This window comes from Streptomyces fildesensis, assembly GCF_016107395.1.
Lineage (GTDB): Bacteria > Actinomycetota > Actinomycetes > Streptomycetales > Streptomycetaceae > Actinacidiphila > Actinacidiphila fildesensis.
The window spans coordinates 1-25,095 of record NZ_JAAIKO010000054.1 but is presented as its reverse complement, the minus strand read 5'-3'; the positions used below and the strand labels follow the sequence as shown (position 1 = coordinate 25,095).

At 71.7% G+C, this 25,095-nt stretch carries 23 protein-coding genes and 1 tRNA gene; 14 read left to right on the top strand and 10 right to left on the bottom strand.

The genetic code is table 11. From position 1 onward, the window contains the following. The first annotated feature begins 145 nt into the window (after positions 1-145). The 6 genes from C6N31_RS37770 (at position 146) to C6N31_RS37745 (ending at position 7,751) form a co-directional block, all read left to right on the top strand. Positions 146-1,900: a DUF3824 domain-containing protein gene (locus C6N31_RS37770; RefSeq protein WP_198359259.1), complete on the top strand. Its 1,755-nt coding sequence runs from the start codon at positions 146-148 to the stop codon at positions 1,898-1,900. 490 nt (positions 1,901-2,390) lie between these two features. Further along, on the top strand, positions 2,391-3,077 hold the full coding sequence (locus C6N31_RS37765) for a response regulator transcription factor (protein ID WP_138354692.1): 687 nt from the start codon (positions 2,391-2,393) through the stop codon (positions 3,075-3,077). A 255-nt stretch (positions 3,078-3,332) separates the two neighbouring features. Next, a complete protein-coding gene (gene galT / locus C6N31_RS37760; protein ID WP_138354691.1) occupies positions 3,333-4,376 on the top strand; it encodes a galactose-1-phosphate uridylyltransferase in 1,044 nt (347 codons plus the stop codon). Then, a complete protein-coding gene (gene galE, locus C6N31_RS37755) occupies positions 4,373-5,371 on the top strand; it encodes a UDP-glucose 4-epimerase GalE (protein WP_138354690.1) in 999 nt (332 codons plus the stop codon). The genes galT and galE overlap by 4 nt, the downstream gene beginning before the upstream one ends. Further along, entirely contained in the window at positions 5,368-6,510 is a 1,143-nt protein-coding gene (gene galK / locus C6N31_RS37750) for a galactokinase (RefSeq protein ID WP_138354689.1), read from the top strand. The genes galE and galK overlap by 4 nt, the downstream gene beginning before the upstream one ends. A 395-nt stretch (positions 6,511-6,905) precedes the next feature. Further along, the gene (locus C6N31_RS37745; RefSeq protein ID WP_244809204.1) at positions 6,906-7,751 is read left to right on the top strand and encodes a response regulator transcription factor; all 846 of its coding nucleotides are present in this window, start codon (positions 6,906-6,908) and stop codon (positions 7,749-7,751) included. On the opposite strand, the gene C6N31_RS37740 is transcribed toward C6N31_RS37745, so the two are convergent. Continuing rightward, entirely contained in the window at positions 7,710-8,207 is a 498-nt protein-coding gene (locus C6N31_RS37740; RefSeq protein WP_138354687.1) for a MarR family winged helix-turn-helix transcriptional regulator, read from the bottom strand. The two genes, C6N31_RS37745 and C6N31_RS37740, sit on opposite strands and share 42 nt — an antisense overlap. A 112-nt stretch (positions 8,208-8,319) precedes the next feature. Here C6N31_RS37740 and C6N31_RS37735 point away from each other — a divergent pair, with 112 nt between their 5' ends. Beyond that, on the top strand, positions 8,320-9,144 hold the full coding sequence (locus C6N31_RS37735; RefSeq protein ID WP_198359258.1) for a trans-aconitate 2-methyltransferase: 825 nt from the start codon (positions 8,320-8,322) through the stop codon (positions 9,142-9,144). Continuing rightward, positions 9,141-9,506, top strand: coding sequence for a VOC family protein (locus C6N31_RS37730; RefSeq protein WP_164294429.1), 366 nt, complete (start codon positions 9,141-9,143; stop codon positions 9,504-9,506). Before C6N31_RS37735 ends, C6N31_RS37730 begins: the two co-directional genes overlap by 4 nt. 23 nt (positions 9,507-9,529) lie before the next feature. Here C6N31_RS37730 and C6N31_RS37725 read toward each other — a convergent pair whose 3' ends face one another. The 6 genes from C6N31_RS37725 to C6N31_RS37700 all read right to left on the bottom strand — a co-directional run bounded on the left by C6N31_RS37725 (position 9,530) and on the right by C6N31_RS37700 (position 14,351). Continuing rightward, on the bottom strand, positions 9,530-10,024 hold the full coding sequence (locus tag C6N31_RS37725; protein ID WP_138354684.1) for a hypothetical protein: 495 nt from the start codon (positions 10,022-10,024) through the stop codon (positions 9,530-9,532). Positions 10,025-10,086: 62 nt separating this feature from the next. Then, positions 10,087-10,686, bottom strand: coding sequence for an aminoacyl-tRNA hydrolase (gene pth / locus C6N31_RS37720; RefSeq protein ID WP_187144902.1), 600 nt, complete (start codon positions 10,684-10,686; stop codon positions 10,087-10,089). Between the two features lie 86 nt (positions 10,687-10,772). Next, positions 10,773-11,372: a 50S ribosomal protein L25/general stress protein Ctc gene (locus C6N31_RS37715; protein WP_138354682.1), complete on the bottom strand. Its 600-nt coding sequence runs from the start codon at positions 11,370-11,372 to the stop codon at positions 10,773-10,775. A 205-nt stretch (positions 11,373-11,577) separates the two neighbouring features. Further along, entirely contained in the window at positions 11,578-12,558 is a 981-nt protein-coding gene (locus tag C6N31_RS37710) for a ribose-phosphate diphosphokinase (protein WP_138354681.1), read from the bottom strand. A 168-nt stretch (positions 12,559-12,726) separates the two neighbouring features. Next, positions 12,727-14,169 (bottom strand): bifunctional UDP-N-acetylglucosamine diphosphorylase/glucosamine-1-phosphate N-acetyltransferase GlmU, encoded by a 1,443-nt coding sequence (gene glmU / locus C6N31_RS37705; protein WP_138354680.1) that lies wholly within the window; start codon positions 14,167-14,169, stop codon positions 12,727-12,729. Between the two features lie 110 nt (positions 14,170-14,279). Further along, positions 14,280-14,351 (bottom strand) — tRNA-Gln (locus tag C6N31_RS37700). A gap of 200 nt (positions 14,352-14,551) precedes the next feature. Between C6N31_RS37700 and C6N31_RS37695 the strand changes: the two genes are divergently transcribed. Both C6N31_RS37695 and C6N31_RS37690 read left to right on the top strand, forming a co-directional pair. Next, complete coding sequence (locus tag C6N31_RS37695; RefSeq protein WP_138354679.1) at positions 14,552-15,535, top strand: acyl-CoA desaturase; 984 nt, start codon at positions 14,552-14,554, stop codon at positions 15,533-15,535. 88 nt (positions 15,536-15,623) lie between these two features. Then, positions 15,624-16,229, top strand: a complete 606-nt coding sequence (locus C6N31_RS37690) for a TetR/AcrR family transcriptional regulator (protein ID WP_138354766.1) — start codon at positions 15,624-15,626, stop codon at positions 16,227-16,229. A gap of 68 nt (positions 16,230-16,297) precedes the next feature. Here C6N31_RS37690 and ppc read toward each other — a convergent pair whose 3' ends face one another. Further along, positions 16,298-19,027 carry a phosphoenolpyruvate carboxylase gene (gene ppc, locus C6N31_RS37685; RefSeq protein WP_138354678.1) on the bottom strand — a complete coding sequence of 910 codons (2,730 nt, stop codon included), beginning with the start codon at positions 19,025-19,027 and terminating at the stop codon, positions 16,298-16,300. 227 nt (positions 19,028-19,254) lie between these two features. Here ppc and C6N31_RS37680 point away from each other — a divergent pair, with 227 nt between their 5' ends. Beyond that, on the top strand, positions 19,255-20,652 hold the full coding sequence (locus tag C6N31_RS37680) for a histidine kinase (protein ID WP_138354677.1): 1,398 nt from the start codon (positions 19,255-19,257) through the stop codon (positions 20,650-20,652). A 32-nt stretch (positions 20,653-20,684) separates the two neighbouring features. Here C6N31_RS37680 and C6N31_RS37675 read toward each other — a convergent pair whose 3' ends face one another. Beyond that, on the bottom strand, positions 20,685-21,176 hold the full coding sequence (locus C6N31_RS37675; protein ID WP_138354765.1) for an SUKH-3 domain-containing protein: 492 nt from the start codon (positions 21,174-21,176) through the stop codon (positions 20,685-20,687). 59 nt (positions 21,177-21,235) lie between these two features. Further along, positions 21,236-21,736 (bottom strand): YwqJ-related putative deaminase, encoded by a 501-nt coding sequence (locus C6N31_RS37670; RefSeq protein ID WP_138354676.1) that lies wholly within the window; start codon positions 21,734-21,736, stop codon positions 21,236-21,238. A 253-nt stretch (positions 21,737-21,989) separates the two neighbouring features. Here C6N31_RS37670 and C6N31_RS37665 point away from each other — a divergent pair, with 253 nt between their 5' ends. The 3 genes from C6N31_RS37665 to C6N31_RS37655 all read left to right on the top strand — a co-directional run. Beyond that, complete coding sequence (locus C6N31_RS37665; protein ID WP_164294436.1) at positions 21,990-22,787, top strand: sensor domain-containing protein; 798 nt, start codon at positions 21,990-21,992, stop codon at positions 22,785-22,787. Positions 22,788-22,866: 79 nt separating this feature from the next. Next, positions 22,867-23,892: an SMI1/KNR4 family protein gene (locus tag C6N31_RS37660; protein WP_138354674.1), complete on the top strand. Its 1,026-nt coding sequence runs from the start codon at positions 22,867-22,869 to the stop codon at positions 23,890-23,892. Between the two features lie 8 nt (positions 23,893-23,900). Further along, a partial coding sequence (locus tag C6N31_RS37655; protein WP_498063727.1) for an SUKH-4 family immunity protein occupies positions 23,901-25,095 on the top strand: 1,195 nt, incomplete at its 3' end.

Genomic DNA, 25,095 nt, shown 5'->3' with positions numbered 1-25,095 from the left:
GGGGCGTGCGCGCCCCGGCGTGTGGGGCTTGTAGCGGGCGCGTAACGGTCGTGGACCGGCAGGTGGGGCGGCAGGGACGCAGTGATAGAAAGAGAACTCCCGCTTACCTGACCCTTACTGGTATTGCCTGAATGAGGACCTGCTGATGACGCAGCCGCCCCCGCCGCCCGGCAACCCGCCCAACTTCGGGAAGCCCGAGGGCGCTGTGCCGCCTCCGCCTCCCCCGCAGGGTCCGCCGCCGCAGGCGCCGCAGTACGGCTACCCGCAGCAGGGGCCGCCGCCCGCGCAGCAGTCGTACGGGTATCCGCCGGCCCCGCCCGCGGGCCAGGTGCCGGACAACCCGTACGCGCAGCCGGTCCCGCCGGGGCAGAACCCGTACGCGCAGCCGGCGCCGCAGCAGCCCGAACAGCCGCAGCCGCAGTACGGCTACCCGTCGCAGGGGCAGCCGCCCGGCCAGCCTCCGCAGACCGTCTACACGCAGCCCGGTGGCTACACCCAGCCCGGCGGGTACCCGCCGCAGGGTGGCGGTCAGGGCGGCGGCAACAGCAAGATCGTCATGATCGTCGCCGCGGTGGTCGCCGCGGTGCTGGTCATCGGTGGTGGCGTGTACTTCCTGACCAAGGGCGACGACGGCGACAAGAAGCCGATCGCGGACAAGACCTCGGCCGGTGCCAACGGCGGCGCCAGCGGCGGCAACGACGGCAAGCCGACGGGCGTCATCAACGCCAAGGTGGGCTGGAGCAAGACCGCCACGCGGCCGCCCGTGGACGAGATCACCGCCCGGGTGCCCAACACCTGGTTCAGTGGCGACACCGTCGTCAAGACGCTGCCGGACTCCGTGAAGGGGTACGCGCTCAGCGGCGGCGCGGAGAAGTGGTCGATCCCGATCACCGGCAAGTCCTGCCCGGCGTCGGACGACGTCTCCGACAACCGGGTCGCGATCCAGTTCGGCGCCAACTGCGAAATGCTGATGGCCGTCGACATCTCCAAGGGCACGAAGCTCTGGGAGGTGCCGCTGCCCATCGCGCCGGGTTCGAGCAGCTCCACGTTCCTCTACTCGACGGTCGCGGTCAGCGGCGATGTCGCGGCGATCTCCTGGCTGCACGGCTACGCCGGGTACAAGCTCAGCACCCATGCGCAGATCTGGGCGCCCAACCCGGCGTCCAGCTGCCAGGACAAGAGCTACGCGGGCGGCAAGCAGCTCGTCGTCTCGGTCGAGTGCGGCAAGGACGTCTTCGTCCGGGGCATCGACACCACGACCTACAAGACCAGCTGGTCCTGGCAGGTCTCGGCGGGCACCGAGCTCTCCAGCATCGTGTCCACCGACCCGGTGGTCATCGGTATCGGCGCCACCAACAGCCTGATGTCCGACCTCATGTACCTGGAGGGCGGCAAGCTCGTCGGCCACACCTCACTGGGCAACGGCGGCTATCAGGGCAACTACGGGATCCACTGCCGGATCGCCGGTGAGGGCCCCTGCTTCAACTTCGCCATCCAGGGCACGACGCTCTACACCCCGACGAAGTCGCACAAGGCGGACGGTGGCGCCTACGGCCAGACCAACGAGATCGCGGCCGTGGACCTGAAGACCGGCAAGCCCCTGTGGACCGTCAAGCCGGCCGTCTCCGGCGAGTCGACCGTGGTCGGCATCGAGAACGGCAAGGTCATCGCGTACCAGGAGTCGGGGTACGACAAGCCCGGCGGCCTCTACGCGATGGACCCGACGACGCAGAAGAACACGCCGTACATGGTGTTCAGCGCCGACACGAAGAAGACCGAGAACGAGTTCCTGGACACGTACCGCTACACGTGGCTGCACAACGGGCACTTCTTCCTCACCGGCGTCACCGTCTCCGCCCGGGACTCGCTGTCGGCGCTGGTGATCGCGGACTTCAGCTGAGCCACCGGCCGGGGTAAAACCCCAGTACCGCACTGACGGGCCCATAACGAGACACCTGTCCCGTTGTGGGCCCGTCCTGTGCACGATGAGACGCCCGGGTGTGAACCGGCCATCAATGACGGGTATTTCGGAATTGAGGGGTGCTTCTTACCGGTAAGGGGCGCGCCGCGTCGAACAAACGTGTAGCTTCCGGGGCTAGGGCCTGTCCGGCCGATCATGGGCGGTCCAGACGTCGTCTGGTGCGGTGCCTCGCAAGGCGCCGGAGCACCCGCATACCGGTTGTATATGGGTGTTTCGGCAACGCCGCGAGGGGCCGTGCCAGGCGGCGGAGGGGCCGTTCGTGATCGGCCGGACAGGCCCTGGACCCGGGCCCGCTGTGGGTCAACCGCCGGGACAACGGGCGGGCCGTGCGCTACGTACAAGTGGGGGCAGGACGTGGAGCCGCCGGGACCGGTCCCGATCGGTCCTCAGGGGGATAGGGGAACGCGACATGGGCGTACGTCTTGTCGTCATCGACGACCACCGGCTGCTGGCGGAGGCGCTCGCCTCGGCACTGAAACTGCGCGGGCACCGGGTGCTCGCCGCAGCCTCGCCGGCGGCGGGGGCGGCGGATCTCGTACTGAGCAGGTCGCCGGAGGTGTGTCTGATCGGCACGTCGTCCCCGGCCGATCCGGGGGTGTTCGAGACCGTCTCAAGGGTCAAGCGCGAGCGGCCGGCGGTGGCCGTGGTCGTTCTCGGGCCGGTGCCGAGCCCGCGCGGTATCGCGGCGGCGTTCGCGGCCGGTGCCTCGGGCTATGTGCGGCAGGACGAGCGCATCGAGGGCGTCGAGCGGGCCATGGTCAAGGCCAGGGCCGGTGAGGTCGCGGTCTCTCCGCAGCTGCTGCAGAGCGCGTTCGCGGAGCTGTTGAATCCGGTGGAGGAGCCCGACGACGAGGGCAGCCGGCTGCTGCAGATGCTCACACCGCGCGAGATAGAGGTCCTGATGCGGGTCGCCGAGGGTGAGGACACCCGGCTGATCGCCGCCGGGATGAGCATCGCCCCCAGCACCGCGCGCACCCATGTGCAGCGGGTGCTCATGAAACTCGGCGTCGGCTCCCGGCTGGAGGCCGCCGCGCTCGCGGCCCGTACCGGGCTGCTGGACCGGGTCGCGGCCGGGAGCTTCCCCTCCGGAGGCTGACCGGGCCGCCGTAGCCCGGGGCCCGAGCCCCTGCCCGCGGTCCGATGCTCCACCCGCCGATGCTCCACCCGTCGACGCTCCACAGGCCGATGCTCCACGCACCGCTGCCCCCGCGCCCTGTGTGGGGGCAGCGGCATGTCGTCGTGCCCTCACTCACCGATCTGGCCAGGTCCTGGCTGGTGCATTGACGTCACTGTTGTTTTGTGGTTCATTGTGCGCGGTTATGTTGAGTAGGTTTGATGAGGGGTCTCCGGAGTGAAGAAGACGACGACCCGCCTGGCGGACGGCCGTGAGCTGCTCTACTACGACTCCCGTGACGACGTGGTGCGCGACGCCGTGGACCGGCGCCTGCTGGACGCCGTCGCCACCTCGGCCGAGCTGCGCCGCGATCCGCTGCTGGGCGACACCGTCGCCGTCGCCTCCCACCGGCAGGGCCGCATCTACCACCCGCCGGCCGACGAGTGCCCGCTGTGCCCGTCGCGCGACGGCCGGCTCAGCGAGATCCCGGCCGCCGACTACGACGTCGCCGTCTTCGAGAACCGCTTCCCCTCCCTCGCGGGCGACGCCGGCCGCTGCGAGGTCGTCTGCTTCACCTCCGACCACGACGCCTCGTTCGCCGACCTCACCCCCGAGCAGGCCGGACTGGTGCTCGACGCCTGGACCGACCGCACCGCCGAGCTGTCCCAACTCCCCGGCGTCGAACAGGTCTTCTGCTTCGAGAACCGCGGCAAGGAGATCGGCGTCACCCTCGGCCACCCGCACGGACAGATCTACGCGTACCCGTTCATCACCCCGCGCACCGAGCTGATGCTGCGCTCGCTGGCCGAGCACCGGGAACGCACCGGCGGCAACCTCTTCGACGACGTACTCGCGGATGAGCGTGCCGACGGCCGCCGTGTCGTGCTGGAGGGCGAGCACTGGACGGCGTTCGTCCCGTACGCGGCGCACTGGCCCTACGAGGTGCACCTCTACCCGAACCGCCGGGTGCCGGACCTGCTGCAGCTCGACGAGGACGCCCGCACAGAGTTCCCACATGTCTATCTGGAACTCTTGAAGCGCTTCGACCGGATCTTCGGGGAGGGCGAACCGCGCACGCCGTACATCGCGGGCTGGCACCAGGCACCCTTCGGGGCGGCCGACCGGTGTGACTTCGCGTTGCACCTTGAGCTTTTCACCGTCCGCCGCACTTCCGGCAAGCTGAAGTTTCTCGCGGGTTCCGAATCCGGCATGAGTGTGTTCATCAACGACGTGCCCCCGGAAACCGCGGCACAGCGACTGCGAGAGGTAGCGAGCCAGTGAGCACCCCCCTGAAGGTCCTGGTGACCGGCGGCGCCGGTTACATCGGCAGCGTCGTCACCGCACACCTGCTGGAAGCCGGCCACCGGGTCACCGTCCTGGACGACCTGTCGACGGGCTTCCGGGAGGGCGTGCCGGCGGGCGCGGACTTCGTCGAGGGGCGGATCCAGGACGCGGGCAAGGTGCTCGACTCCTCCTACGACGCCGTGCTGCACTTCGCCGCCTCCTCGCAGGTCGGCGAGTCGGTCGCTGACCCCGGCAAGTACTGGCGCAACAACGTGGCGGGCACCATGGAGCTGCTCGCCGCGATGCGCGAGTGCGGGGTCCGCCGGCTGGTCTTCTCCTCCACGGCCGCGACCTACGGGGAGCCGGCGTCCGTCCCGATCACCGAGGACGACGCGACCGCGCCGACCAATCCGTACGGCGCCACCAAGCTCGCCGTCGATCACATGATCACCGGCGAGACCGCCGCGCACGGGCTGTCCGCCGTCTCGCTGCGGTACTTCAACGTGGCCGGGGCGTACCGCTCGCTCTCCGGCGAGATGATCGGCGAGCGGCACGACCCCGAGTCGCACCTCATCCCGCTGGTCCTCCAGGTCGCGCAGGGCCGCCGCGAGGCGATCTCCGTCTACGGCGACGACTATCCGACGCCCGACGGGACCTGCGTCCGCGACTACATCCACGTGGCCGACCTCGCGCAGGCGCATCTGCTGGCGCTGGCCGCCGGCGCCGAGGGCGAGCACCTGATCTGCAACCTGGGCAACGGCGAGGGCTTCTCCGTCCGCCAGGTCGTCGAGACCGTCCGGCAGGTCACCGGTCACCCGGTCCCCGAGGTCACCGTCCCGCGCCGCGGCGGCGATCCGGCCGTACTCGTCGCCTCCGCCGACCGGGCCCGCCGGGTCCTCGGCTGGCGTCCGTCCCGGCCGGATCTCGCCGAAATCGTCCGGGACGCCTGGGCGTTCGCCCAGCGCGGGGAGAACCAGGAGACCGCCAAGTGACCGTGTTCGAGAAGGTGTTCGGCACCGCTCCGGAGGGCGTGTGGGCCGCCCCCGGCCGGGTGAACCTGATCGGTGAGCACACCGACTACAACGACGGCTTCGTGATGCCGTTCGCGCTGCCGCACACCACCGTGGCCACCGTCGCCCGCCGCGATGACGGCCTGCTGCGGCTGCACTCCGCCGACATGCCCGGCGGCATCGTCGAACTGCGGCTCGACGAGCTGACACCCGGCAGGGACGACGGCTGGGCCTCGTATCCGGCGGGTGTGGTGTGGGCGCTGCGCGAGGCGGGCCACCGGCTCACCGGCGCCGACATCCACTACGAGAGCACGGTCCCCACCGGCGCCGGCCTGTCCTCGTCGGCCGCGCTGGAGGTCGTCACCGCTCTCGCCCTCGACGACCTGCACGAACTCGGCCTGGAACGGCCCGCGATGGCCCTGCTGTGCCAGCGCGCCGAGAACGTCTACGTCGGAGCGCCCACCGGCATCATGGACCAGACGGCGTCCGCCTGCTGCACCGCGGGCCACGCCCTGTTCGTGGACACCCGCGACGGCTCGCAGCGCCAGGTGCCGTTCGACCTCGCCGCGGAGGGGATGCGGCTGCTCGTCGTGGACACCCGCGTCAAGCACGCGCACAGCGACGGCTCGTACGCCGAGCGCCGTGCCGGGTGCGAGGCCGGCGCCGCCGCCCTCGGGGTCCCCGCGCTGCGCGACATCCCCTACGACGGCCTGGCCGCGGCCCTCGACCGGCTGCGCGCGGGCGGTCAGGACGACACGATCCTCGGTCTCGTCCGCCACATCGTCACCGAGAACCACCGGGTCGAGCAGGTCATCGAGCTGCTGGACGCCGGCCGTACCCGGGACATCGGGGCGGTTCTGACGGCGGGCCACGTCTCGCTGCGCGACGACTTCCGTATCTCCTGCGCCGAGTTGGACCTCGTCGTGGACAGCGCGAACGCCTCCGGTGCGCTGGGCGCGCGGATGACGGGCGGCGGATTCGGCGGCTCGGCCATCGTCTTCGCGGAGAGCGACGCCGCGGAGAAGATCACCGAGGCGGTCGTCTCGGCGTTCGCCGCCGCCGGCTACCGGGAGCCGCGGGTCTTCACGGCGGTCCCGTCGGCGGGCGCCCGCCGCCGGTAGCCCGCCACGTGTCGTCCGGCCGGCCGGGCCACCGGCCGGCTGTCCGGGCGTTCCGGCGTCCCAAACCCCGGCCGGCCGGAAAGAGCGGGGGACCCGAAGCACCAACGTTCCCGCGCGCCCCGCGTGTTGGCCGAATGCATCCGCTGCTACCGGCCGACTTCTGCCAATCGGGCGCTATTGGCGTCCCCGGCCCCTACGCTTCTGACACAGCGCCGGTGGGGGCCGGCGCCATCAGGGGGCGAGACGCAAGGATTCGGCACCCGGAACGGGTACCGCAGGCGGGGCACGACGGCGGTCGTGCGGTACTGCGGTGGAAGATCCTGTTTCCGGGCGCCGGATCCCATGCGATCGCAACCCCAACCGTGGGGGAGAGCAACATGCCGGGAGTGGGGCCCGTGGGACGCATTCGTGTTCTCGTCGTCGACGACCACCGGATCTTCGCCGAATCACTGGCGGCCGCACTCGCGGCGGAGCCGGACGTCGATGTGTCGGCAGCCGGCAGCGGCCCTGCCGCGCAGCGCTGTCTGGAGCGCGCGGTGGCCGACAACCGAAGGTACGACGTGCTGTTGGTGGACGCCGACCTCGGTGCGGTGTTCCGCCCGCCGGGAGGCGCGGTGGGCGCGGCAACGCTGACCGCGGTGCCGCGGATCGTGCCGGAGCCCCGTCAGGCGGACCACCCGGGCGGCCCGGCCGCCCCCGCGATCCCGGACCATCTGATCGACGGGATCGGCCTGGTGGAACGGGTCCGCGCCGAGCATCCCTCGACGCGCACCGTGGTGCTGGCCGAGCGGGACGACGCCCGGCGCGCGGCCCGCGCGCTGCAGGCGGGGGCCTCCGGCTGGGTCGCCAAGGACTGTTCCCTGTCACGGCTGCTGGCCGTGATGCGCGGGGTGCTGCGCGACGAGACGCATCTGCCGCCCGCGCTGCTCACGGGCGTGCTGCGGGAGCTGACCGCGGCTCGCCGGCACCGCACCGAGAGCGAACGGCTGGTGGAGTCGCTGACGCCGCGCGAGCAGGAGGTGCTGCGCTGCATGGTGGCGGGGCTCGGCCGCAAGGCGGTCGCCGAGCGGCTGTTCCTGTCCCCGCACACCGTCCGCACCCATATGCAGAACGTGCTGGGGAAGCTGGGCGTGCACTCGACGCTGGCGGCGGTCGCGCTGGCGCGCCGGGCCGGCGTCGGACCGGTGGAACTGGTCCCGTCAGCCGGGGATGTTGTCGAACGGAGCGGTCAGCTGTCGTAGCAGCGCCGCGAGGTCGCCGCGCTGGCGGTCCGTCAGTTCACCGAGGATGGACCGCTCCTGGGCGAGCAGCCCGGCCAGCGCCTGGTCGGCGCGCTCGCGCCCCTCGGGGGTGAGCCGGACGAGCACCCCGCGCCGGTCCGAGGGGTCCGGCAGCCGTTCCACCAGGCCCTTCTTGGCGAGTCTGTCGATCCGGTTGGTCATCGTGCCGGAGGTGACCAGCGTCTGCGTGAGCAGCTGCCCGGGGGAGAGCTGGTACGGGTCGCCGGTGCGGCGCAGCGACGTGAGCACGTCGAACTCCCACGGCTCCAGGCTGTGCTCGGAGAAGGCGAGCCGCCGGGCCCGGTCCAGGTGCCGGGCCAGCCTGCTGACGCGGCTGAGCACCTCGAGTGGTTCCACGTCGAGGTCGGGGCGCTCTCGGCGCCATGCAGCGACCAGCCGGTCGACCTCGTCCTCCATGACGATCAGTGTAGTGGTTCTGTCGATATGAAGTCTCTTGACGTCAAGATAAAAATTGAGGCACCGTAGAGGACGTCAGCAGATCCACCGGATCCGTCAGGGAGGCAGAAACGTGCCGGCAGCAGCACCCGCCTGGGACCCCCAGCAGTACCTGCACCACACCGACCACCGCACCCGCCCCTTCCACGAACTGCTCGCCCGGGTGCCCGCCCTCCCGGGGCAGGCGCCGCGCATCGCGGACATCGGCTGTGGTCCCGGCAATGTCACCACGCTGCTGAGCGGCCGCTGGCCGGCCGCCCGCGTCACCGGCTTCGACAACTCGCCCGAGATGCTGGACGCGGCCCGCGCCTACGCCGGCCCGACCCCCGGCGGCGGACAGCTGGACTTCCGGCCCGCCGACGCCGCGCACTGGGCTCCCGACGAGACCTACGACCTGATCATCGCCAACGCCGCCCTGCAGTGGGTCGAGGGCCATGCGGAGCGCTTCCCCGACTGGCTCGACCACCTGGCCCCCGGCGGCACCTTCGCGTTCCAGGTCCCCGGCAACTACGACGCTCCCAGCCATGTGCTGCTCGCCGAGCTGTGCGCGTCCCCGAGGTGGCGGGCCCGGCTGGGCGGCCGCGCCGACCGCCGCGTGCTCACCCTCGAACCCGAGGAGTACTTCCAGCGCCTGAGCTGCCTGGGCTGCGAGACCGACGTCTGGGAGACCACGTACCTGCACCATCTGCAGGGCCCCGACCCGGTGCTCGAATGGACCAAGGGCACCGCGCTGCGCCCCGTGCTGACCGCGCTCGGGAACGACGCCGCCGCCCGCGAGGAGTTCCTCGCCGAGTACGGCGAGCTGCTGCGCACGGCGTATCCGGCCGGTCCGCACGGCACCGTCTTCCCGTTCCGGCGGATCTTCGTCGTCGCGCGCAAGGCAGGGGTGGCCGCGTGATCAGCGCTCTCGACCACGTACAGCTCGCGGCACCGCCCGGCAGCGAGGACGCGCTGCGCGCCTTCTACGGGGACGTCCTCGGCATGACCGAACTCCCCAAGCCGCCGGTGCTCGCCGCCCGGGGCGGCTGCTGGTTCGGCTCCGGCGCGGCCCAGATCCACATCGGGGTCGAGGAGGGCTTCCGCCCGGCCAGGAAGGCGCATCCGGGCATCAGGGTCGACGGCATCACCGCGTACGCCCGGCGGCTGGAGGAGCGCGGCGCGACCGTCGTGTGGGACGACAACCTCCCGGGGCACCGGCGCTTCTACTCCGACGACCCGTTCGGCAACCGCCTGGAGTTCCTGGAGCCCGACCCCTCCTGAGCGGCGCGCTGCGCAGGCGCCCGCTACAGCAGGGCGAAGGCGGCGACCATCAGGGCCGCGCCCGCCAGGCCGGCCGTCCAGGCGCTGCGGGGCATCCGCAGGCCCCCCGCGAGCACCAGGGCGGCCAGCAGGAGGGCGCCGCCGAGCGGGACCCAGGCGTACAGCACGCCGGCCCAGCCGGTGCGTACGACGTCGTCGGTGCCGGGTTCCACGGCGACCTTGAGCTTCTCGCCGGTGCGGTGGGTGACGGACCGGGTGATGGTGACCCGGGGCCGCGCCGTGGCGGCCCCGGCGGGGGCGAAGGGGCCGGTGCAGGTCTTGTCGCCGCAGGCCGCCACCGTCATGGTGCCGCGCTCGCGGCCCTTGGAGAGCATCACGTGCTGGGCCGTCCCCCAGGACACCCACACACCCGAGGCGAGCAGCAGGGCGACCGCCGCCGACAGGATCACGGCCTTGCCGACGAGCAGCACGCCCCAGGCACTCTCCGCCATCCGGCGGGACCGGCTCCGTTTGACCATGCGGGCGATCTTTGGCCATGACACGCCATGGAGTCAACCGCCGCGGCCGACGGCGGCCGGAGTCAGCTGTTGTACGTACTCTGGGCCCGCTCCAGGCCGTCCGAGATCAATGCCTCGACCGCGTCGGCGGAGCGGTCGACGAACCAGTCCAGCTCCTTGCGCTCGGCCGAGGAGAAGTCCTTGAGCACGAAGGCCGCCACATCCATCCGGCCCGGCGGCCGTCCGATGCCGCAGCGCACCCGCAGATAGTCGGGACCCAGCGACTTGGTGATCGACTTCAGGCCGTTGTGGCCGTTGTCGCCACCGCCCAGTTTCAGCCGCAGTGTCGGGTAGTCGATGTCCAGTTCGTCATGGACGGCGATGATCTGCGCGGTGGGCACCTTGTAGAAGTCGCGCAGTGCCGTGACGGGCCCGCCGGAGAGGTTCATGAACGTCATCGGCTTCGCCAGCACGACCCGCTGTCCGCCGATCCGGCCCTCGACCACCTGGGCGCGGCTCTTGTGGGTCTTGAACCTGCTGCGGATCCGCTCCGCGAGCAGATCGGCCACCATGAAGCCGATGTTGTGCCGGTTGCCGGCGTACTCGGGGCCGGGGTTGCCGAGCCCGGCCACCAGCCAGGGCCCCTCGGGGGCGGGTGAACTGCTCATGCTCATGCCGTCCATTCAAGTCCACTGACGTCGCAACCCGAACCGCCGCCCCGCTCCGGTGGGAGCGGGACGGCGGTACGGGACAGCGGAGGCCAGGAGGATCAGGCCTCGGTGGTCTCGCCGGCCGGGGTGGCGGACTCGTCCGCCGGCTCCTCGGCCTGCGGGGCGACGATCTGGATGACGACGGTGTCGCCGTCGATCGTCAGCACGGTGCCTTCCGGCAGCGTGATGTCCTTCGCGAGGATGGCGGCGCCGGCCTCCAGGCCCTCGATGGAGACGGAGACGGAGGTCGGGATGTGGGTGGCCTCGGCCTCGACCGGGAGGGCGTTGAGGACGTGCTCCAGCAGGCCGCCGCCCGGGGCGAGCTCGCCCTCGGTGTGCACGGCCACCTCGACGTTGACCTTCTCGCCGCGCTTCACGGTGAGCAGGTCGACGTGCTTGAGGAAGCCCTTGATGGCGTCACGCTGGACGGCCTTGGGGAGCACGAAGGTGGTCTCACCCTCGACCTCGAGGCTGATCAGGACGTTCTTGGTGCGGAGCGCGAGCAGCAGCGCGTGACCCGGAAGGTTCACGTGCACCGGGGTGGCGCCGTGGCCGTAGACGACACCGGGGACCAGGTTGGCGCGGCGCGCACGACGGGCGGCACCCTTGCCGAATTCGGTGCGGACCTCGGCGCTGAGCTTGACCTCGGATGCGGACATGAGAATCACTCCTCGTAAAGAGACGACTGGCTGGGACACATGTCGCCCGGCCCACGACGGGGGCCGATCCACTTACGAGGAGCGCGCCGATAACGGAGACGAAAAAGCCTCCCTCGCCGAGCAAACTCCAGGAGTCTACCCGGCGGGGAGGCCTTGACGAAATCGATCAACGTCCGGTCAGGACCGGACGCGGTCGATCAATGGTTCAGTGCGAGGCGCCGTCGAAGAGGCTGGTGACCGAGCCGTCCTCGAAGACCTCGCGGATCGCGGAGGCGAGCGTCGGGGCGATCGACAGCACCGTGATCTTGTCCAGCTCCAGCTCGCCCGGGGTCGGCAGCGAGTTGGTGAAGATGAACTCGCTCACCTGCGAGTTCTTCAGCCGGTCGGCGGCCGGGCCGGAGAGCACACCGTGCGTCGACGCCACGATGACGTCCTCGGCGCCGTTCGCGAACAGGGCGTCCGCGGCAGCGCAGATGGTGCCACCGGTGTCGATCATGTCGTCGACGAGCACGCAGATGCGGCCCTTGACGTCACCGACGACCTCGTGGACCGTCACCTGGTTCGCGATGTTGGGGTCGCGGCGCTTGTGGACGATCGCCAGCGGGGCGCCGAGCCGGTCGCACCAGTTGTCGGCCACGCGGACGCGGCCGGCGTCCGGGGAGACGATGGTGAGCTTGGAGCGGTCAACCTTGGCACCCACGTAGTCCGCCAGCAGCGGCAGGGCGATGAGGTGGTCCACCGGGCCGTCGAAGAAGCCCTGGATCTGCGAGGCGTGCAGGTCCACGGCGAGCAGCCGGTCGGCACCCGCGGTCTTGAACAGGTCGGCCATCAGCCGGGCCGAGATCGGCTCGCGGCCGCGGTGCTTCTTGTCCTGGCGGGCGTAGCCGTAGAACGGCAGGATCACGGTGATGCGCTTGGCGGAGGCCCGCTTCAGCGCATCGATCATGATCAGCTGTTCCATGATCCACTTGTTGATCGGAGCGGTGTGGCTCTGGATCACGAACGCGTCGCTGCCGCGCGCGGACTCCTCGAAGCGGACGTAGATCTCGCCGTTGGCGAAGTCGAACGCCTTGGTCGGGACGAGGTCGACACCGAGCTGGTGGGCCACCTCCTCCGCGAGTTCCGGATGAGCGCGTCCGGAGAAGAGCATCAGCTTCTTCTCACCGGTCGTCTTGAGCCCGGTCACACCGTCTCCTTGGTTGTACGGGTCTACGGGGGTTTCGGGGGCAACCCCCGTGAAGACTCAGTTAAGACTCAGTTCGCGGGTTCGTCCTGTGGACGTCAACCTGCGGCATTCTGTGCATCTCTTACGGTACGCCCCGCCGGGGCGGGTCGTGACCCGGCGGGAGTGCCGTTACTCACCCTGACCGGCTCGTTCGGCGGCCTCCGCGGCGGCGCTTCCGGGGCGCTTGCGGGCGACCCAGCCCTCGATGTTCCGTTGCTGGCCACGGGCTACGGCCAGCGAACCGGCCGGTACGTCCTTGGTGATCACGGAGCCCGCGGCGGTGTAGGCGCCGTCCCCGACTGTGACCGGCGCCACGAACATGTTGTCGGAGCCGGTCTTGCAGTAGCTGCCGATCGTGGTGTGGTGCTTGACCTCGCCGTCGTAGTTCACGAAGACGCTCGCGGCGCCGATGTTCGTGTACTCGCCGATCGTCGCGTCGCCCACGTACGACAGGTGCGGCACCTTGGTGCCCTCGCCGATCGTCGCGTTCTTCATCTCGACGTACGTGCCGGCCTTCGCCTTCGCGCCGAGCCGGGTGCCGGGGCGCAGGAAGGCGAACGGGCCGACGGTGGCGTGCTCGCCGATCTCGGCGCTCTGCGCGACCGTGTTGCTCACCTGGGCGCCCGCGCCCACGGTGGTGTCGGTCAGCGTGCAGTTCGGGCCGACCTCGGCGCCCGTGGCCAGGCTGGTGGCCCCGTACAGCTGGGTGTTGGGCAGCACCAGGGTGTCGGGCGCGAACTCGACGGCCACGTCGACCCAGGTCGAGGCCGGGTCGACGATGGTGGCGCCGGCCAGCATCGCCTCGTTGAGCAGCCGGTCGTTGAGCGTGCGGCGGGCCTCGGCGAGCTGCACCCGGTTGTTGATCCCGGCGATCTCGCGGTGGTCCGCGGCGACCGCGGCGCCCACCCGGTGGCCGGCCTCGCGCAGGATGCCGAGGGTGTCCGTGAGGTACTCCTCGCCCTGCGCGTTGTCCGTCGTGACCTTGCCGAGCGCGTCGGCGAGCAGCTGCGCGTCGAAGGCGAAGACCCCGGAGTTGATCTCGGCGATGGCCAGTTGGGCCTCGTTGGCGTCCTTGGTCTCGACGATCCCGGACACCGAGCCGTCGGCGGCCCGCACGATCCGGCCGTAGCCGGCCGGGTCCGGCACCGCGGCGGACAGCACGGTGACGGCGTTGCCGTCGCCCTCGTGCGTCGCGACCAGGGAGCGCAGCGTTCCGGCGGTCAGCAGCGGGGTGTCGCCGCAGGTGATCACGACCGTGCCGGCGAGGACGACGCCCTGGCCCGACAGCGCCTCCAGCGCCATCCGGACCGCGTGCCCGGTGCCGAGCTGCTGGTCCTGCACGGCGGTGCGGGCGGCGGGGTCGATCTCGGCGAGGTGGGCGCCCACCTGCTCGCGGGCGTGGCCGACGACCACGACGAGGTGTTCCGGGTCGAGCGCGCGCGAGGCGGCCACGACATGGCCGACCAGGGTGCGCCCGCAGATGGCGTGCAGGACCTTGGGGAGGGCCGACTTCATGCGGGTGCCCTCACCCGCGGCGAGGACGACGACAGCAGCCGGGCGGTTGGGGCTCACGGAAGGGGCTCCTCGGCTTTGGGTGACGGACACCCGCAGGATACCGGGGGGTATGGGCGGGGAAACACGGGCGGGTCCCGGCCGTGAAGACCGGGACCCGCTACCACAAGCTCCGCCGCCAGGACTCGAACCCGGACAAAGGGCACCAAAAGCCCCGGTGCTGCCAATTACACCACGGCGGACCGACACGCCTGAGCGCGCCTGCGCGTCCCTACTATGCCGCAAGCGACCACGTGAACGCGACGAGGTTCCGGGGTACACGAGCTACAGGGCGTCAGCCCTCCGGGCCTATTGCCTGCTGACGCGACGCTGACATACTTACGTCGCCGTAGGTTACGGTTCCGTAGTAAATCCCCCCATACACCCCCGGTGAGGGACCCTCATGACCGCACAGGCCGACGTGATCACCGAGCCCCGAGACCCCGGGCCCGGCCAATTCGTAACCCTCGCCACCCTTGGTGGCGACAACAAGGGGATGACCGAGCGCATCACCCTCGGCGCCTTCATCGGTGTCCCCTTCGTGGCGCTCGTCGCCGCGATCCCGCTGGCCTGGGGCTGGGGGATGAGCTGGCTGGACCTCGGTCTGATGGTCGGCATGTACTACATCGGCTGCCACGGCATCACCATCGGATTCCACCGGTACTTCACGCACGGCGCCTTCAAGGCCAAGCGCCCGCTGCGGATCGCGCTCGCGGTCGCCGGTTCGCTGGCCGTCGAGGGCCCGGTCGTGCGCTGGGTCGCGGACCACCGCAAGCACCACAAGTACTCCGACGCGGACGGCGACCCGCACTCGCCGTGGCGCTACGGCGAGACCGTGCCGGCCCTCATGAAGGGCCTGTGGTGGGCCCACATCGGCTGGATGTTCGACACCGAGCGGACCCCGCAGGAGAAGTACGCGCCGGACCTGATGAAGGACCCGGCGATCAGGATGATCTCCCGGCAGTTCCTGCTCTTCACCCTCGTCTCGCTCGCGATCCCGCCGCTCGTCGGCGGACTGCTGACGATGACCTGGACCGGCGCGTTCACCGCGTTCTTCTGGGGATCGCTCATCCGGGTGGGCCTGCTCCACCACGTCACCTGGTCGATCAACTCGATCTGCCACGCCGTCGGCGACCGCCCGTTCAAGTCCCGTGACCGGTCCGGCAACGTGTGGTGGCTGGCCGTGCTGTCCTGCGGCGAGTCCTGGCACAACCTGCACCACGCCGAGCCCACCTCGGCCCGGCACGGCGTGCTGCGCGGCCAGCTCGACTCCAGCGCCCGCATCATCCGCTGGTGCGAACAGCTCGGCTGGGCGAGTGACGTCCGGTGGCCCAGCAAGGAGCGGATCGCCGCCCGGCGTAAGGAGAGCGTCAGTGAAGCGGCATGATTGACGCGTGAGCGACGGCAGCAGTACGAGCGGCGAGGGCCCGGACGGAACGACGGGTACGAACGCTCGGCGCGTGCGCCGGGTACGGATGACGGGCAAGGAGCGCCGCGAGCAACTGCTCGACATCGGCCGCACGCTCTTCGCCGAACGCGGCTTCGAAGGCACCTCGGTCGAGGAGATCGCCCATAAGGCCGGGGTGTCCAAACCGGTGGTCTACGAGCACTTCGGCGGCAAGGAAGGGCTCTACGCCGTCGTGGTCGACCGCGAGATGCGCCGGCTCCTGGACATGGTCACCAGTGCTCTCACCGGCGGCCATCCGAGGGAACTTCTGGAACAGGCGGCGTTCGCGCTGCTCGACTACATCGAGCAGTACACCGACGGGTTCCGGATCCTCGTCCGGGACTCGCCGGTCGCGCAGTCCACCGGCACCTTCGCGTCCCTGATCAGCGATATCGCCACCCAGGTCGAGGACATCCTCGGCATGGAGTTCAAGAACCGCGGCTTCGAACCCAAGCTCGCGCCGATGTACGCCCAGGCGCTCGTCGGGATGGTGGCCCTGACCGGCCAGTGGTGGCTCGACGCGCCGCAGCGGCCCGAGAAGGCCGAGGTCGCCGCCCACCTGGTGAACCTGTCCTGGAACGGGCTGTCGGGCATCGAGCCCAAGCCGCGCCTGATCGGGCACCGCAAGAGCTGAGCAGGCGAAAGCCCCCGGACGTCGCGTCCGGGGGCTTTCACCTGTCCTGTGCCGTGCCCGGTGCCGGGTCAGCCGGTGTTGCGCAGACCCGCCGCCACACCGTTGACGGTCAGCAGCAGGGCACGTGACAGCAGCGGGTCCGCCTCCTCGCCCCGGGCGGCCGCCTCGCGCTGGCGCGAGAGCAGGGCGACCTGGAGGTACGAGATCGGGTCGAGGTACTGGTCGCGGATGTGGAACGTCTGCGCCAGCGCCGGGTCGCCGGCCAGCAGCTCCTTCTCACCGGTGATCCGCAGCACTTCCTGGACGGTGAGCGCGTGCTCGGCCTCGATGGTGTCGAAGACGTGCTTCAGCTCGTCGGGCACCAGGGTGTCCACGTAGTGCCGGGCGATCCGCAGATCCGTCTTGGCCAGCGTCATCTCGACGTTGGACAGGAAGTTGCGGAAGAAGTGCCAGTTGGCGTGCGCCTCGTCGATGACGGAGCCGAGACCGGCGTCCCGCGCGGCCTTGAGCCCGGAGCCGACGCCGAACCAGCCCGGGACGATCTGCCGGGACTGCGTCCAGCCGAACACCCACGGGATGGCCCGCAGCCCGTCCAGGCCCGCGCCGGAGTCCGGACGGCGGGAGGGACGGGAGCCCAGGTGCAGCTCGGCGAGCTGGTCCACCGGGGTGGAGGCGAAGAAGTACGACGGCAGGTCCGGGTCCTCGACGAGGCGCCGGTACGCGTTGTGCGCCGCGTCCGAGATGGTGTCCATCGCCGCGTCCCAGCGGGCCAGCGCCTCGTCGGACTGGCGCGGCGAGGTGTGCAGCGCGGAGGCCTGCAGTGTCGCCGCGACGGTCAGTTCGAGGTTCTCGCGGGCCAGCGACGGGATCAGGTACTTGTCGGAGATGACCTCGCCCTGCTCGGTCACCTTGATCTCGCCCTCCAGCGTGCCCCACGGCTGCGCGAGGATCGCGGTGTGCGAGGGGCCGCCGCCACGGCCGACGGTGCCGCCGCGGCCGTGGAAGAGCCGCAGCCGTACGCCGTAGCGGTGCGCGACATCGCGCAGCCGGCGCTGGGCGCGGTGGATCTCCCACTGCGAGGTGGTGATACCGCCGAACTTGGAGGAGTCGGAGTACCCGAGCATGACCTCCTGCACATCGCCGCGCAGCGAGACCAGCCGGCGGTACGACGGGTCGGCGAGCATCTCGTCGAGGATCCGGTCCGCCTCCTTCAGCTCGTCCGTCGTCTCCAGCAGCGGGACGATGCCGATCTGGGCGACGCCGCCGTGCAGGTCGATCAGACCGGCCTCACGGGCCAGCACCGCCGCGGCGAAGACATCGTCCGCGCCCTGGCACATCGAGATGATGTACGACTCGACGACCTCGGGGCCGAAGCGCCCGAACGCCTCGCGGATGGTGTGGAAGACACCGAGGGTCTTCGCGCCGGCCGCGTCCAGCGGGGCCGGGGTCCCGGCCAGCGGACGGCGGGAGCGCAGCTCCTTCGCGAGCAGCTTGCGCCGGTAGTCGCGCGGCATGTCCGCGTACCGCCAGGACTCCTCGCCGAGCCGGTCGAAGAGCTGGCCGAGCGCGTGGTGATGGGCGTCCGCGTGCTCGCGGACGTCCATCGTGGCGAGCTGCAGCCCGAAGGCGGCGAGCGTGCGGATGGTGCGTTCCATCCGGCCGTCCGCCATCAGCTCACCGCGGTTGGCACGCAGCGAGGTCTGGATGAGCGCGAGGTCCTGCAGCAGCTCCGCGCTGCCCAGGTAGTCGCGGCCCGCGACGTGCGCGCTGCCGGCGGCGAGCCGCTCGCGGGTGTTGACGAGCTTCTGCCGGACGCACGTGGCCTTGAGGCGGTACGGCTCCTCAGCGTTCAGCCGCTTGTAGCGCGGGCTGATCTCCGGAAGCGCCGCCAGGTCGGCGTCGAGCGAGGTGAGCAGCTCCGGGGTCGCGCCGCAGTTGCGGATCGAGTTGGAGAGCGCGCCGCGCAGGAAGTCGACCAGTTCCAGGGCGTCGGTGATGCCGTGCTCGTGCTGCAGGATCAGGACGTCCCAGGTGACCTCGGGGGTCACGTTCGGGTTGCCGTCGCGGTCGCCGCCGATCCAGGTGCCGAAGGTCAGCGGGCGGGTCTCGGGCGGCAGCGGCACACCGACCCGCTCCAGCTCGGCCGACAGGTCCTCGAGGACGTCACCGACGGCCCCGGCGTGCAGCTCGTCGAGGTAGTAGATCGCGTTGCGCGCCTCGTCGGCGGGCTCCGGGCGCACCACGCGCAGCTCGTCGGTCTGCCACAGCAGGTCGATGTTCTCGGCCAGCCGCAGGTCGGCGCGGCGGCGGTCGCCGGTCCCGTCCTGGTGCGCGTCGAGCAGCTCGGCGATGCGGCGCAGCTTGTTCAGCACGCTGCGGCGGGCCGCCTCGGTCGGGTGCGCGGTGAACACCGGCCGCACATTGAGGTGCTTGACGGTCTCGCGGACGTGGTCCGGGTCGGCGTCCTTCATCAGGTCCGCCGTCTGGCTGAGCAGACCGCCCTCGGAGGCGCGGCGGGCGCGCAGCTCACGGCCGCGGTGCACCTGCTCGGTGACGTTCGCCAGGTTGAAATAGGTGGAGAAGGCCCGCACCAGCTTCGCGGCGGTCTGCAGGTCCGTCTTCCCGAGGAGGGCGGCGGCGGCCTCGCCGTCGGAGCGGGTCAGGGCCCGCACCTTCTCGACGAGGTCGAGTAGCTCCTGGCCCTCCTGGCGGACGAGCGTTCCGCCGAGGAGTTCGCCCAGCCGGCGGATGTCGGCGCGCAGGGCTGGGCTGTCCGTTGCGTTGTCGGCGCTGCTCACAGGTGCGGCTCCTAGTGCAGGGGGATGGGCGACGGCTGATCTCCCCGCCGGTGGATGGGCGGAGTGGGGCGGACCGCGCTGTCCGACCCGACCAGGATAGGTCGGGTCACCGCCGGGCACGGCCCCCGCCCATCTGGCGGACACCCCTATGCGCCGACGGCCGCCCCCCTGGCCGCCCCAGGACACCGGACCCCTGCCCGCGCGGTACACGGCCTAGGCTGGACCGTATGAGTACGACGGGGGCGCACGTACCGGATGACAGGGGTGGGGGCCGGGCCCGGCCCGGCCCGTGGTGGTGGCCGAGGCGGCGCAGCCTCGTGCTCGACGCGACGCTGGCCGCTGTGTCGGCGCTCGAATGCTTTGTCGAAGGGGCGTCCTTCGCGGAGAAGGCCGGGATCGAGCCCGGCATCGGCGCCGTCTTCGGGCTGCTCGTCGGCGCGTCGCTGCTGCTGCGCCGCCGCTGGCCGATCGCGATCGTCCTGATCGCCATCGCGGTGACCCCCGCGCAGCTCGGGTTCCTGCTCGGCATCGTCGGCCTCTACACGCTGGCGGCCTCCGAGGTCCCGCGCCGCATCACCGCCACCCTGGCCGGGATGAGCGGGGTCGGCACGATGATCGTCGCGTTCATCCAGATGCGCGACAGCCTGCGGCAGGACAGCAACACCCCGATGCCGGTCATCGTGATCACCTCGGTCCTGATGGCCCTCGGGCTGACCGCGCCGCCGGTGCTGCTCGGGCTGTACGTCCGGGCCCGGCGCCGGCTGGTGGAGAGCCTGCGGGAGCGTGCCGACGGTCTGGAGCGGGAACTGACGCTGCTCGCCGAGAAGGCGACCGAGCGGGCGGAACGGGCCCGTTCCGACGAGCGGACCCGGATCGCCCGGGAGATGCACGACGTGGTCGCGCACCGGGTGAGCCTGATGGTGGTGCACGCGGCGGCGCTCAAGGCCGTCGCCCTGAAGGACCCGGAGAAGGCGTCCGCGAGCGCGGAGCTGCTGGGGGACATGGGGCGGCAGGCGCTCAACGAGCTGCGCCAGATGCTCGGCGTCCTGCGGACGGCGCAGGTGGTGAACGGCGCGGGCACCGGGAGCACCCTGGCCTTCACGGAGCTGGGCAGCGGCAACGCTTCCGGGGCGGCGCTGACCGCCGGGCCTTCCGACGGGGCGGGCAGCGGGCCGCAGGCCGGCGCCCGGCAGCCGGACGGCCCGTGCCTCGCCGAACTGGAGGCGCTCGTCGAGGAGTCCCGCGCGGTGGGGATGCGCGTCGAGCTGACCGTCGAGGGCGAGGTCCGGGCGTGCGAGGACCAGGTCGAGCGGACCGCGTACCGCGTCGTCCAGGAGGCCCTCACCAACGTTCACAAGCACGCCCCGGGCGCCGGTACCGAGGTGCGGCTCGCCTACCGGGAGGCCGAGGTCGCCGTCCGCGTCGAGAACGGCCCGTCCGACGGCTCACCTGCCGCGGCACTGCCCAGCGGCGGCCACGGCCTCGTCGGGATGAAGGAGCGCGTCACCGCGCTCGGCGGCGGCTTCGTCGCGGGGCACACCGAGGCCGGCGGCTTCCGGGTCTCCGCCATGATCCCGGCGCTGCCCGTCGTCGCGGTGCCCACCGGACCGCCGGCCGCCGGCTGAGCGGACGGCCGGGCGGGCGTGCCGGGCAGCCGTCAGGCGGTGGTCAGCCGGTTCGGCCGGCCGCCGCTGACCAGGGTGGTCAGGGCGCTGTCGATGTCGGCGCCGAGATACCAGTCCCCGGTGTGGTCGATGGCGTAGACATGGCCGTTCGCGTCGATCGCGAGCAGCGAGCCCGAGCCCATCTCCTCGCCGAGCGGGGACACCTCGGTCTCCAGCGCACGGCCGAGGTCGGCGAGGGTCCTGGCGAGATGGAGTCCGCGCAGCGGGTTGACCAGGACCGGCGTCGGGGCGATCTGCCGGCCGGGGCCGGTGGTGGCGGGTATGGCGAGGCCGCCGAACTCCGCCCAGGCCTCCACGGCCGCCGGGGAGACGGCGTGCGTGTGCCCGGCGGGGGAGGAGTGCGCCCGCAGTGCGTCCGCCCACACCTCGGCCTGCTTGATGTCCCAGCGGCCGGGCTGCCAGCCGGCCGACCGCAGGGCGGCGTCCACACCGACCGGGAACCGGGTGCTCGGGGAGCTCGGCATACCGGCGGCGTGGTTCACACCGTTCACGCTGTTCGGGTCCCGCAGGGCGTTCGGGTCGCTCACGCCGCCTCCGCCGACGGGTCGACCGGCCGCACGCCGAAATGCGCCAGCAGCGGCCCGCAGGAGCGGCAGGGCGGCGCGTACGAGCCGTGCTCGGGGTCACCGTCCTCACGTATACGGCGGGCGGTGAGCCGCGCGCCACGCAATGCCTTACGGGCCTCACTCTGCGTGAGCGGCTTGCGGGCCGCGCGCTTGCTGCGCGAGGCGTCCACGGCGGAGAGGAACCGGGAGAGCAGCACGGGCTCCGGACAGCGTCCGGTGAAGCGCTCGCGCTGGGCGACCGGCAGGGTGTCGAGGAAGTCCTGGACGATCGGATGCAGCGCCGGTGCCTGCTCGGCCTTGCTCCCGGTGCAGGTCAGCACCTCGTCGCGGATGGACAGCGCGGCGGCGACGGCCGGCAGGATGCCGTCCCGCCGGTGCCGCAGAACGGGTGGCCCCGCGGTGTCGGCGCCCATGGCACTCCAGGTGAGCCGCGGATCCGCGGCGTCCGTTGTCTGCATGGTGGTGCGTCCTCCTGTCCGCCCGCCGGAGCGGGCGATCCCCCGTTTACAAGACTCAGAGTGCCAAAGGTGTCAGGAGGTGGGGAAGTCGGGTGCGGTGTGCGGAACATCCTGTGTGTCCCATGTCACCGTGGTGTGACGGATCGTCGGCGGAGTGGAAACGGCTTGGACGGGGCAGCAGATGGGCCGGAAGGATGGGCCGCAGCTCGCATTCGCGGGCGGAACGTTCCGTCCACGAGGGAGAGTTGCCGGCATGCGCGCTCGGTCCCGCACCACCACTCGCACCAATGTCCGTATCCGCCAAGCCGTCACGGCCGCCGCCGTGCTGCCCGTTCTGGCACTGGCCGCCGCCTGTTCCGGCGATGACGGCGGGAGCGGCGACGGGAAGGGCAAGGACGGCGCGACGACGGCTCCCGCGACGTCCGCGGCCGGGTCCTCGACGGGGGCCGCCAAGGCGCCGCTGACCGCAGCGCAGTTGAGGTCGGCGCTGGTCAAGGACACCGAGGTGCCCGGCTACAAGATCGAGGCGTCGAAGAACGAGGCGATGAGCCCCGACGACGTGATGACGACGGACAAGCCCGAGTGCCAGCCGCTCGCCGATCCGCCCAGCACCCGGCCGAAGTACGCGCGCAAGGCGTTCGTCGGCGCCTCGGTCGGCAAGATCGACCCGGCCAATCTGCCGGCCGGCGTCGAGCTGACCCAGATGCTGCTCGCCAGCCACGCCCCCGGTGAGGCCGGGAAGATGGTCGCCGACATCCGGCAGGCGCTGGACAAGTGCACCGCGTTCACGGCCACCGACGGCACCGGCAAGAAGATCCCGTTCGCGATCCGGAAGGGCCCCGCGGTCACCGTGGGCGACGAGGCCGTCTCGTACGTCATGGCGGACACCGGCGACAAGGAGGGCGGCACGGCACTGGTCACCGTCGTGCGCACCGGCGACGCCAGCGTCACGTATCTGTCGGTGAAGGGGACCGGCCAGGCGGGCGACCCGCCCCTCGTCGTCGCCCGCAAGCAGGACACGAACCTGAAGGCCGCGGAGGCCGCCGGCTGAGCCGGACGGGGGCGGAAGCCGACCTTGCCACACCCCATAGGCTGTGTTCATCAGCCAGACGTAGCAGGGGGCAACCGCCATGACGACAGGTCGGCCAGGGCTGGGGGCACCTCCCAGCCCCCGGACCGGGGGACGGACCGTGCCACCGAACGCGGCCTACGCCGGTCAGGTCGTGCACTTCCCGGACCCGGTGCGCGCCGCCCGGCACCCCCAGGGTGTCTGGGTCGACGACGACGGCTACCCGGATTTCTCGGCGTTCGCGAGAGCGGCGGCGGAGATCGCGGAACCGCCCGAGGGCTTCGGCGTGGACGAGCTCCGGCTGACCGATTGCGTGTCGGCCAACGCCGCGATGCACGCCGCGGGACACGAGTTGTGGGGCAGCCTGCCGCCCGTCGCGACCCCGCACGGCTGGACCTGGCACCACGTCGCGGGCACCCGGCGGCTGGAGCTGATCCCCGTCGAGGTCAAGGCCCTGCTGCGGCACCACGGCGGCCTCGCCGTCTCGACCGCCGACCACTCCAAGCGCGGCACCCGCCCGCTCCAGGAGACCCGCCCCGTGCACTTCGGGCTGCCCAAGGCGACGCCCCACCAGAGCGGTGTGGCGGTCACCGAGCAGCAGGTCCTGGACGTCGAGGAGGAGCTGGGCTACCGGCTCCCCGGCGCCTACCGCACCTTCCTGAAGGCGGCCGGCGGCTGCGCCCCGGCCGGGGTCGCGCTCGACCCGGACCTGGGACTGCTGCTGGACCAGCCGTTCTTCACGGTGCGTGACGAGGCCGCCGTCAACGACCTCGTGTACGTCAACAAATGTCTGCGCGACCACTTCACCAAGGACTACCTGGCCATCGGCTACGTCCAGGGCGGAGTGCTCGCGGTGAAGGTCAAGGGCGACAGCACCGGCTCGGTCTGGTTCTGCGCCTACGACGACGCGCGGGACGGCGACCACTGGTCGTCCCCGCAGGAGCGGGTCGCGGAGCTGCTGCTGCCGTGCGGTGACTCGCTCGACGCGTTCCTGCTGCGGCTGGCGGGAAATCCGCCGGAGTTGGAGACAGTGGCGAACCTGATGGTGGACGGTGGCTTCGCCAGTGCCGTCCCGGTGGAGGGGTGAAGCAGGGAATGGTCACTTTCGCGCAGGCGCAGGAGCGCGCCGAGCGGTGGATCAACGGTGACGTCCCGGCGTACCAGGCCCGCGAGGTGCGGGTGCGGGAGTTCGACCTGGGCTTCGTCGCCTGGTCCGAGCCCCGCGAGGACGGTCCGTCGAGCGATGACGGACAGGTGCGGCTGGTCATCGCGCGGGACAGCGGAGAGGCCACGCTGTGGCCGGGTCTGCCGGTCGGCGAGGTCATCCGCCGCTACGAGGAGGAGTACGGCGCGGTGCCGAACGACACCCCGCCGACGCCGCCCCAACGGCTCGATCTGGAGGCGACGTCCTTCCTGATCAGTCCACCGCAGTGGCTGCAGGACGCGGCGGACAAGATGGGCATCCCGGACCGCCGCCCCGGCGCGGCTCCGGCCGCGGCCCCCGACGCACCGGTCGTGCCGGCCCCCGCGCCGGTGCCGTCCCAGGCGTCCGTCGAGATCGACTCCGGGGCCTGGTCCGGCCGCACCACCAGTGCCCCGGACGACTCCGTCTCCGTCCCCATCCCCGCCACGGTCTTCGCCCCGCCGATCTCCGACTCCGACGAGGCGCACACCCCGCCGCCGATGGCCGGCGCCGAGGCCAAGACCGAACTGATGCCGCAGGGCAGCTCGCTGCCCGCGACGATCATCGCCCCGCCGGAGGGCGCCGGCTTCCCGATCGCGCCCGCGACGCCCGGCGCCGGCGGTCCCGGCCGGCCGCCGGGCCCCGGTTACGCCCGTCCCGGCCTGCCGCCGCCGTCAGGTCCCGGCGTGGCGCTGCCGCCGCCCGCGGGTCTCGCGACCCCGGGCGGACCCGGTGGCCCCGGCACTTCGGGGAGCGCAGCAGCGGACATCGCCGACGCGGAGACCGCGAAGGCGGTGCGCGGCAGCGTGCCGTCCGCGGGTCCCGGACGGCGCAGCCCGGACGCCCCGCCGCCGCCCAGCGGGCCCCACGCGCCCGGAGCCCCGGGTGCTCCCGGCGCTCCGGCCGGCGGGGGATACCTGCCGACGCAGCTGGTGCCGGCGCGCGGTCGGAACGACCCCGGTCCGGCCGCTCCCGGTGCCCCCGGCACCCCGGGCAGCCCGCCGTCGTCCGGCGGTGTGAACTACGCGGCGACGATGCTCGCGGGTCCTGGCGTCGGTGGTCCGGGTGCTCCCGGTGGTCCTGGTGGTCCGCCGCCTCCTCCCGGTG

Coding starts and splice junctions, on each gene's coding strand:
- C6N31_RS37770 (WP_198359259.1), top strand. CDS start 146: ATGACGCAGCCGCCCCCGCCGCCCGGCAACCCGCCCAACTTCGGGAAG.
- C6N31_RS37765 (WP_138354692.1), top strand. CDS start 2,391: ATGGGCGTACGTCTTGTCGTCATCGACGACCACCGGCTGCTGGCGGAG.
- C6N31_RS37740 (WP_138354687.1), bottom strand. CDS start 8,207: ATGGAGGACGAGGTCGACCGGCTGGTCGCTGCATGGCGCCGAGAGCGC.
- C6N31_RS37725 (WP_138354684.1), bottom strand. CDS start 10,024: ATGGTCAAACGGAGCCGGTCCCGCCGGATGGCGGAGAGTGCCTGGGGC.
- pth (WP_187144902.1), bottom strand. CDS start 10,686: ATGGACGGCATGAGCATGAGCAGTTCACCCGCCCCCGAGGGGCCCTGG.
- C6N31_RS37715 (WP_138354682.1), bottom strand. CDS start 11,372: ATGTCCGCATCCGAGGTCAAGCTCAGCGCCGAGGTCCGCACCGAATTC.
- C6N31_RS37695 (WP_138354679.1), top strand. CDS start 14,552: ATGACCGCACAGGCCGACGTGATCACCGAGCCCCGAGACCCCGGGCCC.
- C6N31_RS37690 (WP_138354766.1), top strand. CDS start 15,624: ATGACGGGCAAGGAGCGCCGCGAGCAACTGCTCGACATCGGCCGCACG.
- C6N31_RS37680 (WP_138354677.1), top strand. CDS start 19,255: ATGAGTACGACGGGGGCGCACGTACCGGATGACAGGGGTGGGGGCCGG.
- C6N31_RS37675 (WP_138354765.1), bottom strand. CDS start 21,176: ATGCCGAGCTCCCCGAGCACCCGGTTCCCGGTCGGTGTGGACGCCGCC.
- C6N31_RS37670 (WP_138354676.1), bottom strand. CDS start 21,736: ATGCAGACAACGGACGCCGCGGATCCGCGGCTCACCTGGAGTGCCATG.
- C6N31_RS37665 (WP_164294436.1), top strand. CDS start 21,990: ATGCGCGCTCGGTCCCGCACCACCACTCGCACCAATGTCCGTATCCGC.
- C6N31_RS37660 (WP_138354674.1), top strand. CDS start 22,867: ATGACGACAGGTCGGCCAGGGCTGGGGGCACCTCCCAGCCCCCGGACC.